At 60.6% G+C, this 15,000-nt stretch carries 14 protein-coding genes; 5 read left to right on the top strand and 9 right to left on the bottom strand.

The window, feature by feature from the left end; translation table 11 throughout:
- Position 1: 1 nt before the first annotated feature.
- Both AC50YL_RS25825 and AC50YL_RS25820 read right to left on the bottom strand, forming a co-directional pair.
- Positions 2–1,750, bottom strand: coding sequence for an ABC transporter ATP-binding protein (locus tag AC50YL_RS25825; RefSeq protein WP_494835758.1), 1,749 nt, complete (start codon positions 1,748–1,750; stop codon positions 2–4).
- Positions 1,751–1,909: 159 nt separating this feature from the next.
- Complete coding sequence (locus AC50YL_RS25820) at positions 1,910–2,788, bottom strand: VOC family protein (protein ID WP_494836020.1); 879 nt, start codon at positions 2,786–2,788, stop codon at positions 1,910–1,912.
- 267 nt (positions 2,789–3,055) lie between these two features.
- On the opposite strand from AC50YL_RS25820, the gene AC50YL_RS25815 reads away from it, so the two are divergent.
- From AC50YL_RS25815 to AC50YL_RS25800, 4 genes are all read left to right on the top strand, one after another.
- Positions 3,056–4,306: a ParB/RepB/Spo0J family partition protein gene (locus AC50YL_RS25815; protein WP_494835757.1), complete on the top strand. Its 1,251-nt coding sequence runs from the start codon at positions 3,056–3,058 to the stop codon at positions 4,304–4,306.
- Positions 4,307–4,818: 512 nt separating this feature from the next.
- The gene (locus AC50YL_RS25810) at positions 4,819–5,817 is read left to right on the top strand and encodes an NAD-dependent epimerase/dehydratase family protein (RefSeq protein WP_494835755.1); all 999 of its coding nucleotides are present in this window, start codon (positions 4,819–4,821) and stop codon (positions 5,815–5,817) included.
- 58 nt (positions 5,818–5,875) lie between these two features.
- On the top strand, positions 5,876–6,124 hold the full coding sequence (locus tag AC50YL_RS25805) for a hypothetical protein (RefSeq protein ID WP_494835753.1): 249 nt from the start codon (positions 5,876–5,878) through the stop codon (positions 6,122–6,124).
- A 64-nt stretch (positions 6,125–6,188) separates the two neighbouring features.
- A complete protein-coding gene (locus AC50YL_RS25800; RefSeq protein ID WP_494835751.1) occupies positions 6,189–7,007 on the top strand; it encodes a sugar phosphate isomerase/epimerase family protein in 819 nt (272 codons plus the stop codon).
- Between the two features lie 146 nt (positions 7,008–7,153).
- Here the strand turns inward: AC50YL_RS25800 and AC50YL_RS25795 are convergent, their stop codons facing one another.
- The 3 genes from AC50YL_RS25795 to AC50YL_RS25785 form a co-directional block, all read right to left on the bottom strand.
- Positions 7,154–7,579: a universal stress protein gene (locus tag AC50YL_RS25795; RefSeq protein ID WP_494835749.1), complete on the bottom strand. Its 426-nt coding sequence runs from the start codon at positions 7,577–7,579 to the stop codon at positions 7,154–7,156.
- A 293-nt stretch (positions 7,580–7,872) separates the two neighbouring features.
- The gene (locus AC50YL_RS25790) at positions 7,873–8,871 is read right to left on the bottom strand and encodes an oxidoreductase (protein ID WP_494835747.1); all 999 of its coding nucleotides are present in this window, start codon (positions 8,869–8,871) and stop codon (positions 7,873–7,875) included.
- Positions 8,872–8,884: 13 nt separating this feature from the next.
- Positions 8,885–9,253 carry a MerR family transcriptional regulator gene (locus tag AC50YL_RS25785; RefSeq protein WP_494835745.1) on the bottom strand — a complete coding sequence of 123 codons (369 nt, stop codon included), beginning with the start codon at positions 9,251–9,253 and terminating at the stop codon, positions 8,885–8,887.
- 393 nt (positions 9,254–9,646) lie between these two features.
- On the opposite strand from AC50YL_RS25785, the gene AC50YL_RS25780 reads away from it, so the two are divergent.
- Positions 9,647–10,192: a GNAT family N-acetyltransferase gene (locus tag AC50YL_RS25780; protein WP_494835744.1), complete on the top strand. Its 546-nt coding sequence runs from the start codon at positions 9,647–9,649 to the stop codon at positions 10,190–10,192.
- A gap of 70 nt (positions 10,193–10,262) precedes the next feature.
- On the opposite strand, the gene AC50YL_RS25775 is transcribed toward AC50YL_RS25780, so the two are convergent.
- The 4 genes from AC50YL_RS25775 to AC50YL_RS25760 all read right to left on the bottom strand — a co-directional run bounded on the left by AC50YL_RS25775 (position 10,263) and on the right by AC50YL_RS25760 (position 14,995).
- Positions 10,263–11,357 (bottom strand): glycoside hydrolase family 99-like domain-containing protein, encoded by a 1,095-nt coding sequence (locus tag AC50YL_RS25775; RefSeq protein ID WP_494835742.1) that lies wholly within the window; start codon positions 11,355–11,357, stop codon positions 10,263–10,265.
- A 325-nt stretch (positions 11,358–11,682) separates the two neighbouring features.
- On the bottom strand, positions 11,683–12,510 hold the full coding sequence (locus AC50YL_RS25770; RefSeq protein ID WP_494835741.1) for a carbohydrate ABC transporter permease: 828 nt from the start codon (positions 12,508–12,510) through the stop codon (positions 11,683–11,685).
- Positions 12,510–13,388: a carbohydrate ABC transporter permease gene (locus tag AC50YL_RS25765; RefSeq protein ID WP_494835740.1), complete on the bottom strand. Its 879-nt coding sequence runs from the start codon at positions 13,386–13,388 to the stop codon at positions 12,510–12,512. The genes AC50YL_RS25770 and AC50YL_RS25765 overlap by 1 nt, the downstream gene beginning before the upstream one ends.
- A 161-nt stretch (positions 13,389–13,549) precedes the next feature.
- A complete protein-coding gene (locus AC50YL_RS25760; protein ID WP_494835738.1) occupies positions 13,550–14,995 on the bottom strand; it encodes an ABC transporter substrate-binding protein in 1,446 nt (481 codons plus the stop codon).
- Between the last annotated feature and the right edge of the window lie 5 nt (positions 14,996–15,000).

The following is a 15,000-nucleotide window of genomic DNA, read 5'->3' as shown; positions in this document are numbered from 1 at the left end:
CTTAGCCAACGCTGCTTCCCTCCTCTTGAATCGCGTGCAGCATCGCGTAAATGCCGTTCTGCCCGAGAAGCGATTCATGCGTGCCGCGCTGCACGATCCGGCCTTCGTCCATGACGACGATCTCGTCGGCATGCTTCAGCGCGCTGATCCGGTGGGCGATCAGGATCGTCGTCTTGCCGCGGCGCTCCTTGCGGATCGTCTCGATGATGGCCGTCTCCGTCACGGCGTCGACGGCGCTGACGCTGTCGTCGAGTATGAGGATCGGCGCGTTCATGAGCATCCCCCGCGCAAGCGCGGTCCGCTGCCGCTGGCCGCCGGAGAGCGTCACGCCCCGCTCGCCGAGCTTCGTGTCGAAGCCGTCCGGGAACGTCATGATGCTGTCGTGGATCTTCGCCTGCTCCGCGGCTTTCTGCACGAGCGAGAGCTCCGAGCTGCGGCGGAAGAAGGCGATGTTGTCGCGAATCGTCGTGCTGAACAGAAATCCGTCCTGCGGCACGTAGGCGATGCCGCTGCGCAGGCTTTCCAGCGTCAGGTCGTCGAGCGAGGTTCCGCCGATGCTGATCTTGCCGGGCGGCGTATCGAACACGCGGAGCAGCAGCTTGACGAGCGTCGTCTTGCCGCTGCCCGTCTTGCCGATGATGCCGAGCGTCTTGCCGGGCTCCAGCGTCAGCGTGACGTCCTTCAGCGCTTCTTTCGACGCGCCGGGATACGCGAAAGACAGATGGTTGACCCTGAGCGGGGCATGCGACCAATCGACGTCGACCGCCGCCTCGTGCTCCACGATCTCCGGCTCCTTGTTCATGAGATCGTTGACGCGCTCGAGCGACGCGCGGGAGCGCTGGATCGTATTGATGACGTTGCCGATCGCCTGCAGCGGATTGACCATCATCCGGACGTAGAGCGTCAGCGCGACGAAATTGCCGAGCGACAGCGTGCCCGACAGCGTCAGGTAGCCGCCGTACGCCAGCGTAATGATCAAGGACAGCGCGCCCAGGAAAGGAATCAGCGCCTGGAAGAACGACGATACGCGCACGAGCTTCAGCTGATTGTCCTTGATCCGATCGACCGAGTCGCCGAACCGGTCGTTCATGATGTCCTCGACCGCGAATTTCTTCGTCACCCGGATGCCGCCGAACTGCTCCTCCGCGGATTCCGTCATCTTGCCCAGCGATTCCTGCACGGTATGCGAGCGCGAACGGATAACGGGGCCGAGCTTCACGACGATCCACGGTATCGCGATCAGCGGCGAGATGCAGACCAGGATAAGATAAAGCGGAATGTCGCTGATGACCATCATCACGATCGCCGATACGATCAGCATCGCCGCGTTGGCCGTCTGGTTGACGCCCATGGAGATCGATTCGCGCACCGTCGTCACGTCGTTCATCACGTAGCTGAGCAGCTTGCCGACGCCGTTCTTGGAGTAGAACTGCTCGCCGAGCTTCGTGAAATGCTTGAACAGCCGCTTGCGCGCGTATTTCTCGAACAGCCGGCCCACGTACATGATGTGGAACTGCCCGATGCCCCCCAGTATTCCGTAAGCCAAGCCGATGATCAGCAGCATGATGCTCGCGTCGAACACGGCCGATTGCGTCAAGCCTTGCTGCTCCAACTGGTCCGTGAAGCCGCCGAGCACCTTGGGGTAATACGATTGAAACAGATTGGCCGCCAGCGTAAACGAAACGCCGGAAGCGTAGATGTACCATTTCGAACGTACGAACGTAACTAGCAGTCCTCGCCTTTTGGCCATGATGCAGCTCCTTCCCGGATAACCGATATCGTTGTCTTGCTTTCCAACCTTCACTTCGCGTTCGTTTCGTCGTATTCGGGCCGCCGAAAAAGCCTCCCGCAATGCGCTAGCTTGCTGGAGGCGATTCCTCTGCCGCCGCCGGCTCGCTTCGGGTTGAACCTAAGCGGGACCGCGGACGACCATATGAATTTGTATGCCGGAGGGGTCGTGCGCGATGATCGTTCCCCGTTCCGTTCGAAGCGGGACGCTTGCCGCCTGCAGCCTGCCGAAGACCGTCATCTGTTCGTCCTCGGTCGGGAGGACGATCTCGAAATAATCGAGTCCCGGCACGCTGTCCGGCGTCAGCGGCGCTCCGATGCCCGCCCACACGTTGAGCCCGATGTGGTGGTGATAGCCGCCAGCGGAAATAAACATCGCGGAATCCGCCATGTGCGCGACCGTGTTGAAGCCGAGCAGGTCGACGTAGAAATGCTCCGTCGTCGGCAGCTCCGTCACGTGCAGATGAATATGGCCGACCGTCGTGCCCGCCGGCAGCCCGATCCACGGCGCGTCCCCGGCCTCGGCCAGCAAGCCGTCCCAATCGATGGGGTCCACGGCCATGCGGACATGGCCTTCCCCGTCCCATTGCCATTCTTCCCTCGGCCGGTCCCGGTAGATCTCGATGCCGTTGTTGTCGGGGTCGGAGATGTACAGCGCTTCGCTGACCAGATGATCCGACTGGCCGACATGCACGCCGCTCGCGACCAGATTGCGGAGCGCGAGGCCGAGCGATCTGCGGTCCGGCACGAGCAGGGCGACATGGTACAGCCCCGCTCCCGACCTGCGGGGGCGCGGAACCGCGCCCGCGATTTCCTTCAGCGCGAGCAGCGGCTTCTCCGAGCCCGGGACGCCGAGCGCCGCGCATTCCCCGTCCTGCGCAAGGACGCGCAAGCCGACGACTTCCTTATAGAAGTCCACGGACCTTTGAAGATCGCTAACCCGCAACTGCACGGTTCCGATCACCGTTCGTGCATCGATTTCATACGACAAGCTGAGCACCTCATCTTCGAAAATGTAACGTCGCGGCACCGCGCGAAAGCATGACGGTCTGACGGAAGGGCATGCTCCCCCCGCCGGTGAAGATAAAATTGGAAAATATCTGGTATTCGTAAACCGCTATGTTATATCGTACCACATCGCGCCGCAGAACCCAATTTCGCCGTAAGCGGTTACGGGGTCATTTTCACAATCAAAACCGTGTTATATAATACGGATGACTCATTTGCGCCGAATTTCACGACCTTCTGCAAAGATAGGAGCATTCATATGGATATTATTCAAATCGCCATGGATTTAATCGATGAAGATACGGACCAGCCGCGTTACCAGTTCGACCGGGATGCGCTAGACGAGCTGATGAAGAGCATCGAGGAGCTCGGCCTGCTTTCGCCGATCAAGGTGCGTTCGACGCCGAACGGGCGGTACAAGATCATTTACGGCAACCGCCGGTACAAAGCGAGCAAACTGCTGAACAAAGCGACCATCCCCTGCATCGTCTCGACGGCGACGGACGAGATGGATATTTATTTGGAGCAGATCGCCGAAAATCTGACCCGGGAAGGCTTCTCGCCGATCGAGGAGGCCGAAGCGTTCCATAAGCTCATGAACGCGTCGAAATTCAACAGCTCCCTGAAGTTTCTCGCGAGCAAGCTCGGCAAGCCGGAGAGCTACATCAAGCACAAATGCGAGCTGCTCAAATTCGGGAACGCGGTCAGGAAGCTGATCGTCGGCGGCACGCAGATCCGCAAGGACAAGCTGACGGAGGACCAGGTGCTGCCGATCAAGGACCTGCCGATCGAGCACCGCGATCCGCTCGCCCTCATCGTGGCGCGGGACGAAATGCCGGTCGGCGACGTGAAGAAGATCGTGAAGCTGTTCAAGGACAAGGACATCTCGGACGGCACGAAGGACAAGCTGCTCTATAAGAACGGCTACGAGCTGCTGCAAACCTGGTCGACCGTGCAGCAGAACAAGAAGGAGCGCGAGCGGGCCGCCGAGCTGAAAGCGGAGCAGGAGGAACGCGCGGCTGCGGCAAAGGCGGAAAAAGCGCGGGCGGCCGCGGAATCGGCTGCAGCGGGCGGCGGCGCGGCCGGTGACGGCGGAATTGTTGGCATGGGTAGCGCCGGCGCGTCTTCGACCGCTTCGGCGAAGCCGGCGGCCAATGGCGCGGCAGACGCCGTCATCGGCGTGAGCGCCGTTCGTGCCGGCGCGGCGGCTCCGGGGGCTGCCGGCTATGGAGACGCCGGCGCCTTGGAATCGGCGGCCGCGGGAGAAGCCGCGGCGCAGGCATCGGAAGCCGCGCCGCTCGCGGAAAGCCTGCAGCTGCTGCTTGCTTCGCTGGCAGCGGTGCGGCCGATGCCGCCGGAAGCGCTCGGCGCCTATGCGGCGGCAAGCATGCCGCAGCAGGACCATGCGGCCTTCGTCGCCGGCGTGGACGCCCTCATCTTCGGCCTCGAGCAGCAGCTCGCGCAATGGCGCGAGGTCAAAGCGATCGCCGATGCCCGGGCGAATGGCTAGCTTCCCTTTTCAGTCAAGAACCGGGCAGCTCTATATTGGAGCGCGTAGCCGGCGAGCTGAAGTGCAGCACGAAGCAGTTTGACTTGGCATATCGAGAGCTGCCGGCGCGATTTACAGGTACTATCGGCATCCTGCACGGTGCCCGCTTGAGGCGCGTTGGTGCGTGAAGGCTGCAACTGCATTTAAAGCCGCTCCAAACGAAGGTCAACCACAACGTGGGAAGCCCCTTAACGGTACAGTTTCGTGATTTCGCCTGTACGCCGTATAAGGTGCCTTTCGACGGCCGGTTGGCCTTTGTCGGTCCGTTGGCTGCGGCAGCGGGCGTACGGGCAGCGGATTAAATTCCGTTGCTTCGCAGGAATCCCGCATTTGCAAGCGAATTCATTCAAAGTTGCTGCGTGCGCGCGGAATCCCTGTCGATCGGGCGCATGCGGACGAATCGGCGGCTTGATTTTTCGATCCTTTCGGCATCCGACTGACATTCACCTATCGAAAGCGAGGAGATTGAAACCATGAGAATCGTTATTCTAGGCGGTACGGGCACGATCAGCACGAGCATTGTAAGGCTCCTGTCGGCGCAGGGGCATGAGGTCACCTGCTACAATCGCGGGCAAAGCGCCGGCGAGCTGCCGGAGGGCGTCCGCGTCATTCGCGGCGATCGCCAGGAACGCGACCTCTTCGAGCAAACGATGCAGCTGGAGCAATTCGATGCCGCGATCGACATGATCAGCTTCAACCGCGAGGATGCCGAGAGCAGCCTGCGCGCTTTCCGCGGCGTGAAGCATTTCGTGCAATGCTCCACCGTCTGCACGTACGGCATCGACTATGACTGGCTGCCGGTATCGGAGGATCATCCGCTCCGCCCGACGACCGGTTACGGCCGCGGCAAGGTCGAAGCCGACGCCGTGCTCATGGAAGCCTACTATCGGGAGGGTTTCCCGGTCACGATCCTGAAGCCGTCGACGACGTACGGCCCGCGTCCCGGCATGCTGCGGCAGGTCGCCTGGGATTTCTCCTGGATCGACCGCATCATGAAAGGCAAGCCGCTGCTCGTCTGCGGCGACGGCAAAGCGCTGCATTCCTTCCTGCATGCGGACGACGCGGCCAAAGCTTTCGCCGGCGTGCTCGGCAAAGCGCACTGCATCGGCCAATCGTACAACGTCGTCGGCCGCGGCTTTACGACCTGGGAGCAGCATCACAAGCTCGCCATGAAGGTGCTCGGCCGCGAGGTGGAGCTCGTCGGCGTATCGCTGGATACGCTGCGATCCGTCGCCGCGGAGCGCATCGGCATCTGCGATGAAATCTTCGCGCACAATGTCTACTACAGCTCCGAGAAGCTGATGCGGCACGTGCCGGAATTCGTGCCTGCGATCTCGCTGGAGACCGGCATGCGGATGGTATTCGACGCGATGATCGCGGAAGGCCGGGTTCCGAATTCGGATCTCGACGCCTGGGAAGACGAGATTATCGCCGCGCAGCGGAACGCGTTCGCGCAGCTTGCCCTGAAGTAGAGACGGACGTTCGGTTCGTCGGATGTTTGCGAATCCTTCGTGACGGAGCTGAGGAACGTTGATCGAAATCAAAACGGCCGAGGATTTCAAAGCCTGCAAAAGCAAGGACGGTTATTTTGTCATCACGGACACGACCGGACGAAAGCTCCATTCCACTCGCTGCGTTTTCGTCGATATCGCGCATTTCAGCGCGAAGGCGATCGATAAGGCCAGCAAAAACGGTCAATACTTCTTTACGGATGACTTCTTCGAGGCGCGGGAATATCCAAAGGTCAAGAAATGCGAAGCCTGCCGCCGATTTATTTGACGGCTCTAAATCACTACCCCCTATTCTGCATTGGAGCGTGATCGCTGATATGAGTTATCTTTCCTTGAGTACCTGGAGCCTGCACCGCAATCTTGGCCCGCTGCGCTGGACGCAATGGGATGCGGACGCGCAGAAGCATGTTTTCGTCGAAGCCCCGCAGCCGGAGCTGATGAATCTCCTCGACCTGCCGGCTTACATGGCCGGACAAGGCTTCGGCGCGCTCGAAATCGGACACTTTCATTTCCCGTCCACCGATGACGACTATTTGGCCAAGCTGCGCGGCGCGTTCGCGAGCTCCGGTTTGTCGTTCGACACCGTCCTGCTCGACTACGGCGACATCTCCAGCGCGGACGAAGTGCGCAGGCAAGCGGATATCGCGTATATCCGCGAGTGGATCGACATCGCGGCGAAGGCCGGCGCGAGGAACATTCGCGTCGTCGCCGGCGAAAGCGAACCGTCCGACGAAGCGGCCCTCGCCCGTTCCATCGAGGCGCTGAAGGAGCTGCATGCTTACGGCCAGAGCAGCAACGTCCGCATCATCACGGAGAACTTCAAGCCGCTCACGTCGACGTCCGCCAACGTGCTCGCCATCGTCGGGGCGTTCGACGGCAAGCTGAACGTCGTCGACGATTTCGGGAATTTCAAGGGCGAGACCAAGTACGAGCAATTGGCCGCCGTTCTTCCTTATGCCGTGTCCGTCCATGCCAAGGCGCACTACGACGAGAACGGCATTCCCGACACGGAAGAATACGTTCGCTGTCTCGATCTGCTGCGGGAAGGCCGCTATGACGGCGCGATCTCGCTGATCTACGACGGCCCCGGCGACATGTGGGAAGGCATCAACCGCGTCCGCAGCATCGTGGAGCCGTATTTGCAAGCGTAACATTGATCGAATTCGCTTTCGCCTTGCATTGAAATGCGTGCGGAAGCGACCGGTTCGTGCCGAGCGCGGAATTTAGGTTTGCACGAAAAAGAGACGGCCATGCAGCAAGCTGCGCGGCCGTCTCTTTTGCATGTGAACCGTCTGCGTCACTTAATGATGAGCACCGGAATTTTCGCGTGCTGGGCCACGTTATGGCTGACGCTGCCGAGCACGACCTCGCGAATCCTGCCAAGACCGCGGCTGCCCATCACGATCAGATCGTTGCCGTGCTTCTCCGCGTGCTGGAGAATCGTTCGGGCCGGATCTCCCTTCTCCTGAAAGAACTCCAATCGGATACCGGGAGGCACCAATTCCTTGATGTCGCCGCGCAGCTTCTCGGAGTATTCCTTCATGGAGTCCTCGTTGACCACGAAATACACTTGGCCGCTCGTGACCACGTCTTGAAACACATGCAAGATCTCCAGCTTCGACGGCTTCGATTCCTCCGAATGCCTGTAGAACTCGATCGCCTTGTTCAACGCCTTCTTGGACAGATTGGAGCCGTCGTAGGCAACCAAAATATTGGTAAACATCCTTGCGCAAAACCTCCTGTCGTCCCCGCGTACGGACCTCGCGACTAATGGCCGCTCCGGCCGGCTAACTTGCCCGGCGCGCTTCGCGTTCCACGATAGGATTTCCAAGATCGGCCGTATTCATGAACGTTCGCCCCGAAAATAACGCAGGCACGCAAAACAGCGCCGAAAACCGGGGTACGACCCCGTTGCTCGGCGCTGCTTTTATCGATTCCCTGTCGTGAAGAGGCGACAAGAACAGGCTTATGAGGCATCATCGTAACCTCATGTTTGCCCTCCCTACTGCTGCTTGCTTACTCGAATTTCACGCCGGTCATGTCCTCGCTCAGTGCCCACAACCGCCGCGCGATGTCGGGATCGATCGCCCACTGCACGACGCCCGGGCCGAACGAAGGCGAGTCCGGCCCGGCGAACGCGGCGATGTCCACATCCTCGCAATACACGCCGCCGCGGCCTTCGAGCTGCGCGTTCGCCGCGCACCAGACGCTCGTCGCGGCACCTTCCGCGACCGACTTGAAGCCGGCGTCCTTATTGACCGCGACGCGGCGGCCCTGCTCGTCGAGCGCGCCCATCGCCCGCATCTCGTCGTCGGACAAGTGCCTGGACAGATCCGTCACGATCGTGCCCGGATGAACCGCGAATGCCCGAACGCCGTGCGCATACCCGATCCGGTCCAATTCGACCGCGAACAGCACGTTCGCCGTCTTGGATTGGCCGTACGCCTGCCATTTCTCGTATTCCCGGTGCTCGTAATTCGGATCCGCCAGATCCACGCCGGCAAATCGAAGCGCCCGCGAGGACACGGATACGACGCGCGCGCCGCCTGCCTGCTTGAGCGCGGGCCACAGTCTGGCCGTCAGCTGAAAATGCCCCAGATGATTGACCGCGAACTGCGACTCGTAGCCGCGGGCGTCTCTCGAGAGCGGAGCGGCCATGATGCCGGCGCTGTTCACGAGGATGTCGAGCGGGCGGCCCGTCGCGAGGAAACGCTCCGCGAACGCGTCGATCGATGCGGGATCGAGCAAATCCATCGCTTCGAGCTCGACGCGCGGAATGCCGGCGACGGCCGCCCGGGCTTTGTCCGGCGTGCGCGCGGGCACGATGACCGTGGCGCCCGCTTCGGCCAGGACGCGGGCCGTTTCCAGCCCGAGTCCCGAGTAACCGCCGGTGACGATGGCGACTTTGCCGCTCAGATCGCGGCCTCCCAACGCTTCCGCGGCCGTCGTGTCGCTCCCGAAGCCGGATGGAATCGGTTCTTGGGGCGTCCTTGTATATTGAATTGCAGTTTCCATGTATGATCGCTCCTTAGTCTTGTAATTGAATCAACTGCCGGTAATTATCGAGCTTGTAATTCATCATGCCGAGCGATCCCGTCAATTCCGCGATCTGCCGCTCGATGCTGAGCTTATGCTCTTGAAGCACGCGGTAGCAGGCTTCGAAATTCTCCTCGTTGTAGAAGCGGATGTACCGCTCGATTTCCTTGAGCGGCATCTGAGTCCGCTTAAGATGCTTAACGAAGGTGAACCGCGCGAGATCCGACTTGGAGTAGGCCCGATGTCCGTTCTCTTTGCGCTTCACCGCCGGGAGCAGGCCGATTCGCTCATAGTAGCGGATGACGTCGATGCTGAGTCCCGTTTCGGCCGAAATATCCGCAATTGCGTACGTGATTTCCATCTTCTGTTCTCCCCTTCTTGGGCGGCAGCCCGGCCTGGCCTGCTCAAGTATCGTAATACCTGAACCTTGGTTAAGGTCAAGCCCGCTGCGCGCAGTTTCGTATTACGATTCCCGAAGCAAGCCCAAAAAAGACCGGATTCCCTAAACGGAAACACGGTCTTGAGCAGAACATTCGGACAGGATTGCGCATCGTCCGTTCGGCTTAATCGCAAGCAGCGCCATGACGGCGATGTCCAGCAGCCTGCGTCACCTCGTGCATGAGATACTTGCGAGCCCGAATCGAGGAAGAATTTCCCTCGGACGGCAATACGCCGAATTCGCCTATCCAGGTACTGCCGCCTAGTGCGGAATTCGCCGGCTATGGTATCCTTATTCTGGAAAGGGGGAGCGACGATGAATGATTGGGCAGGACCGAAGGTGAGGCTTCGCGCGATCGTGCCGGAGGATTGGACGGGATTTCATGAAAACGATCAGGATACGGAAGGCGCGCGGTCGGCCGATGCCGTGTATTTTCCGCGGTCGGAAGCCGGAACGAAAGCTTGGGCGGAGCAGCAGGCGTTCATGGGCCAAAACGGCGACAATATTCGGCTCGCGATCGAAACCCTGGACGGCGAGTTGGTCGGAAGCATCGGTTCCCATGCCTGCGATGCGCGGAACGGCACGTTCAAATACGGCGTGGCCGTTTTTCGCCCGCATTGGCGGAAGGGATACGCTTCGGAGGCGGCGACGCTGCTGCTTCGATATTTCTTTCATGAATTGCGCTACGAGAAAGCGACCGCGCATGTATATGCGTTCAACGAAGGCTCCGCCAAGCTGCAGGAAAAGCTCGGCTTCCGCCTGGAAGGCACGCTGCGAAGCATGATCTTCGCTCAAGGCCGCCGGTACGACGAATATGTATACGGACTGTTGAAGGATGAATTCAGACGCCGGACGGTCTGACATGATCGTACGTCAAAAGGACAGCCGAGGCTGTCCTTTCGTTCGTTTCCTCCTGCGGGCAACCCGACGATCACGCGCCGAATACCGCGCGAATGGCTTCCAAATACTTCATTCCGTGCACCGTATCCGGCTCCAAATAACCGCCCTCCGTCCACTCGTTCCAAGCGTAGACCGTGAACATCCGGTTATCCAGGCCGGACTCGCGGTCCAAATAATCCTTCAGCTCAACCAGCATCGCCTCGAACGCTTCCGGCGTATTGCCGGTCAGGATCGGCGTGTACGGATACTCCCCGCGGACATGCGGTTTGTCCTGCTCGCAGCGCGGACCGGGATCCCAGCCCATCGTCGCGTTGGGGTAATACGGCACCGGATAGGCATCGCGGAACGCGGGCCACATGCCGGCGGCGGCTTGCGCGCAGTCCTCGTACGGCGCATCCGGGAAGGCATCCGGCTCCGCATGGTGAATCCATACGTACGAAGTGACGCTGTCGATGCCGAGCGTGCGAACGAGCCCCGAAGCGTCCGGTCCGATGATCTCGCGGTGCCGGTCGTTCAGCCCCCACTCCACCAGATTCAAATGCAGCTCCCCGCAGCCCGCTTCCCGCGTCTTGGCCCGGAACGATTCCAGCGCGTCGCGCGTCTGCTCGATCCCGCCCAAGCCTTTGATGAGCGTATGGCATTCATAAATCGAGAAGTAAAGCTTTCCGTCCAGCTTGAGAAAATTCGGCTCCTTGAAGTAACGGATGATCAAATAATCCGTCATGGCGTCGAACCGCTCGCGCCCTACCTCGTTATGGTTCGCCCACATGATGCCGAATCGCAGCCGGTCGCGGTTGCCCGCCTGCAGAAAGCCATCCTCCAAGGCCCGGTGCAGAAACGGCCCTTCGCCCCCGCCCATGTCCCAATACCAGTCATAAATGAACGACGTCACGCCATGATCCGCGGCCGCCTCGATCTGCTTCTCCGAGACCGCCGGATCGGACTCGTCCAGCTCGCCCCAGAGCGGCACCTTCGGCTGCTCATGCCCGGGAAAAAGCGGCTTCGCCGCGCGCAAAGTCGGCCACTCCGTCCATCCCTCGCCTCGTATCGCTTCGTTCTTGGCATCGGGATGCCACTGCGGAAAATAATAAACCGCGACTTCATAGGAATGCTTCGGTGCGGACATGTCTCCTCTTCGCCTCCTTAATGATTGCGTGCATGCTTTCTGGGCGCTCGAAGGCAATGACGGCAATGAAACACAGTTGCCCGCTAACCAATATTGCCGAACGCGTTCATCCGCGCGAGATACTGCCGCGAACAAAAGCGCGAAGCGCGTCCACCTGCCTCATACCAAAAGCGCGAAGCGCGGCATAAGGCGAGGGCCAAGCGCAAGCCCCGGCATGCCGAACGAGAGCGACTTTGGTGCGCAGCACCACGGGAGCGCTCGTCGGCAATGACGGCAATGGAGCGCAGCTGCCCTGCCAATCCAATAGCGCGAAGCGCGCTCCGTCCTACCCTTTCACGGCCCCGGCCGTCAATCCCTTCAGCATGTACTTCTGCGTGAACGCGAACAGCACGACCAGCGGCAGCACCGCGAGCACGCTGACCGCGAACACGGGGCCGTAGTTCACGGACTGCTTGTTGAACATGAACTGCACGATCTGCGGCATGAGCGTCATTTTCTCCGGCTGGTTGAGGAAGATGAGCGGCGTCAGGAAATCGTTCCAAATGCCGTACACGTTCGTGATGATGAACGTGCCCGTCGCCGGCAGCAGCAGCGGGAAAATAATGCGCCAAAACAAGCGGAACGGGCCGCAGCCGTCGAGACTGGCCGACTCCTCCAGCTCCCGCGGGATCGACTTCGTGAACGCCGCGTACAGGAACGACGCGAACGGAATGAAGCCGGCCGTGTAGATCAGCACGAGCAACGTCCGCGTGTTCATCAGGTGAATCTTGACCGCCAGCGTGAAGAGCGGGATCAGCGAGCCGACCGTCGGGATGACCATGCCCGAGAGGAAGAACAGGTACGCATAGCGGAACAGCCGCTCCTGCCGGCGGGACAGGACGTAGCCGGACATCGACGCCACGATGATCGCGAGCCCGAGCGCGCCGACCGTGACGAGCACGGAGTTGGTCAGCCCGGTGAAGAAGTCCATGTCCTGCACGGCTTTCCGGTAGTAGTCGAAATAAAAGCTGTGCGGCAGCTCGTACGGCTTGAAGAAGTAGCGCGGCTCCTTGAAGCTCATCTCGAGCAGGAAGAAGATCGGGAACAGGAACGCCAGCGCCGCCAGGATCAGCAGCGCTTCGAGCACGAGGGAAGGACGTTTGTTCAAGCCCATTACAGCTCGACCTCCCTCTTGCGCGTAATGCCGAGCTGGACGACCGTGACGGCGATGATGAACAGGGCGAGCACGATGCCGCCTGCCGTCGCGTAGCCGTAGCTCTGGTTCTTGAAGGCGGAATTGTACACGGCGAGGAACAGCGTGTAGGACGAGGAACCCGGTCCGCCGTTGGTAAGCAGGAACGGCAGGTCGAACAGCCGCAGCGCGCCGACGATCGTCAGGAAGAGCACGATGGTCACCGACGACATCAGCATCGGGAACGTGACGTGCCGGAACAGGGCGAAGCCTTTCGCGCCCTCGATATCCGCGGCTTCGTACACGTCGGTCGGAATCGACTGCAGGCCCGCCAGATAGATCAGGGCGCAATAACCGATGCCCTGCCACTGCGTGAGCAGCATGATGGTCGGGAAGGACGTGCTGACCGTGCCCAGCCAATCCTGGATGCGCGCCTCGCCGATGATCGGCTCCAGAATGCCGTTGATGAAGCCGTCGTATTTCAACAGCTCGCCCCAGACGATGGACGTGACGACAAGGCTGATGATGACCGGCAAATAAAAGGAGGTGCGCAGGAAGCCGCGCGTCCGGAATTTCCGATTCAGCAGGAGCGCGAGCAGCAGCGCCAGCGGGTTCTGCACGATCAGGCCGAATACGACCATTTTGAGCGTATTTTTCATGCCGTCGAGCATTTGCGCATCCTGAAACAGATACTTGTAGTTGTCGAAACCGATAAAGCGCGGCGCCTTGATGCCGTTCCACTCGGTAAAGGAATAGTAGATGCTCTGCAGGAACGGAAAATAAAAGAACATGCCGAAGATGGCCAGCGCCGGCAGCAGGAACAAGCAGGCGATCCAATATTGTTTGCGGGATAAGCTCATTTTGCACTCACCTACTCTTGATTACTGGTAGAAACGCGTTCAGCCGCTGGAAGCGCGGCTGAAGGCGGGACATGCGATGGGGCTTTCCGGCTGCCGGGTCTTGGCGCCCGAAGCGCTCGCGCGAGGCAAGCGCCTGGGCTTCCGGGATACGGACCAGCCGGTTATTCCGCCGGCGCCGTTACGGTGCCTTTGTCTTTGTCGAAGCTGCTTTGCGCCGCTTTGAGGTCGTCCGCGTTGAATTTGATGCCGGAGACGACTTTCGTCAGCGTGTCGAGCATATTGGTGACGGCGCTCTGCGGCAAGTAGTTCGGCAGCGTCGTTGCCATGACCGTGCTGTCGTTCACGGCCGCCTGCACTTCGTCCATCGCCGGATCGTCGTACTTCACCGTCACGTCCGTGAAGGAGGTGAGCGCGCCGTCGCCGGTCATGAACGGGCTGATGATCTCCGGCGAGGTGATCAGGTTGACCAGATCCTTGGACTCCTGCATGAGCGGCGTCTTCGCGTTGACGCCGAGCGCCTCGTTGCTGCCCGTGCCCATCGCGACCTGGCCTTCGTCGTTCGGCAGCGGGAAGAAGCCGATGTCGAACTTGTCGAAGCCGCCTTTGGCGATGTTGTCGGCGTTCGCGCCCGGCATCCATGGCCCTTGCACGATCATCGCCGCGTCGCCGGAAGCGAACATTTGACCCGATTGCGGCCAGTCGATGCTGATCGCGTTCTTGTTGAAATAGCCTTTGGTTTTCAGCAGCTCGAAGTTCTGGTACACCTTCTGGATAACCGGACTTTCGTTCAGCTTCACTTTGCCGTCGTAGATCTGGCGGTTGAGCGTCGTGTCGCCGAGCTCGTAGGAATTCAGCCAGTTCATGTAGAACAGCTGCGCCGTCCATTGGTCCTTGAAGCCGACCGTGATCGGCGTCTTGCCCGAGGCTTTGACTTTCTCGGCGGCGTCGAACAGCTCCTGCGTCGTCTTCGGCGCCGTGATGCCGAGGTCGGCGAACATCTTCTTGTTGTACCAGACGCCGCCGCCGATCGACAGCCCCATCGGCACGCCGTACGTTTTGCCGCCGGCATGCGTTTGGAAATCCTTCTGGCCGCCGTCGTTCAGACGGGCGACCCAAGGCTCGGCGGAGAGATCCGCCAGGTTGCCGGCCGTCGCGAAGTCGACGTTCTGGTAGAACACGACGTCCGGCGCCGAGCCGGAAGCGAACTGCGCCCGCAGTTTATCGAAATAGGTGGCGCCGAGCACGACGTCCCACTGGATCTTGGCCTTCGGATACAGCTTGGCGTACGCCTCTTCCACGGATTTCTTGAACTGCACCATGTACGGGCGCTCGTCGAGGAACCAGGCGCCGACGCGGATCGTGAATTCCTTGTCGTTCTTCGCGCCGTCGCCCGCCGGGGCGTTCGCGGCCGCTCCGTCGTTCGTCGCCGCCGGGTCGTTCGCCGTGCCGCCGTTATTCGTCGTACCTCCGTTATTCGCCGTGCCGGCATTCCCGTTCGCCGCCGCGTTGTTCGTGCCGCCGTTATCGTTGTTCGAGCTCCCGCATGCCGACATGACCGTCGTCAGCAGCAGCACGCTTGCCAGTGCCGACCATCCCTTAAGTTTCATTGCAC

The organism is Paenibacillus sp. J22P277 (assembly GCF_059383675.1).
This window is presented reverse-complemented; position numbering and strand designations above follow the sequence as displayed.

Coding starts and splice junctions, on each gene's coding strand:
- AC50YL_RS25825 (WP_494835758.1), bottom strand. CDS start 1,750: ATGGCCAAAAGGCGAGGACTGCTAGTTACGTTCGTACGTTCGAAATGG.
- AC50YL_RS25815 (WP_494835757.1), top strand. CDS start 3,056: ATGGATATTATTCAAATCGCCATGGATTTAATCGATGAAGATACGGAC.
- AC50YL_RS25810 (WP_494835755.1), top strand. CDS start 4,819: ATGAGAATCGTTATTCTAGGCGGTACGGGCACGATCAGCACGAGCATT.
- AC50YL_RS25795 (WP_494835749.1), bottom strand. CDS start 7,579: ATGTTTACCAATATTTTGGTTGCCTACGACGGCTCCAATCTGTCCAAG.
- AC50YL_RS25790 (WP_494835747.1), bottom strand. CDS start 8,871: ATGGAAACTGCAATTCAATATACAAGGACGCCCCAAGAACCGATTCCA.
- AC50YL_RS25785 (WP_494835745.1), bottom strand. CDS start 9,253: ATGGAAATCACGTACGCAATTGCGGATATTTCGGCCGAAACGGGACTC.
- AC50YL_RS25780 (WP_494835744.1), top strand. CDS start 9,647: ATGAATGATTGGGCAGGACCGAAGGTGAGGCTTCGCGCGATCGTGCCG.
- AC50YL_RS25775 (WP_494835742.1), bottom strand. CDS start 11,357: ATGTCCGCACCGAAGCATTCCTATGAAGTCGCGGTTTATTATTTTCCG.
- AC50YL_RS25770 (WP_494835741.1), bottom strand. CDS start 12,510: ATGGGCTTGAACAAACGTCCTTCCCTCGTGCTCGAAGCGCTGCTGATC.
- AC50YL_RS25765 (WP_494835740.1), bottom strand. CDS start 13,388: ATGAGCTTATCCCGCAAACAATATTGGATCGCCTGCTTGTTCCTGCTG.
- AC50YL_RS25760 (WP_494835738.1), bottom strand. CDS start 14,995: ATGAAACTTAAGGGATGGTCGGCACTGGCAAGCGTGCTGCTGCTGACG.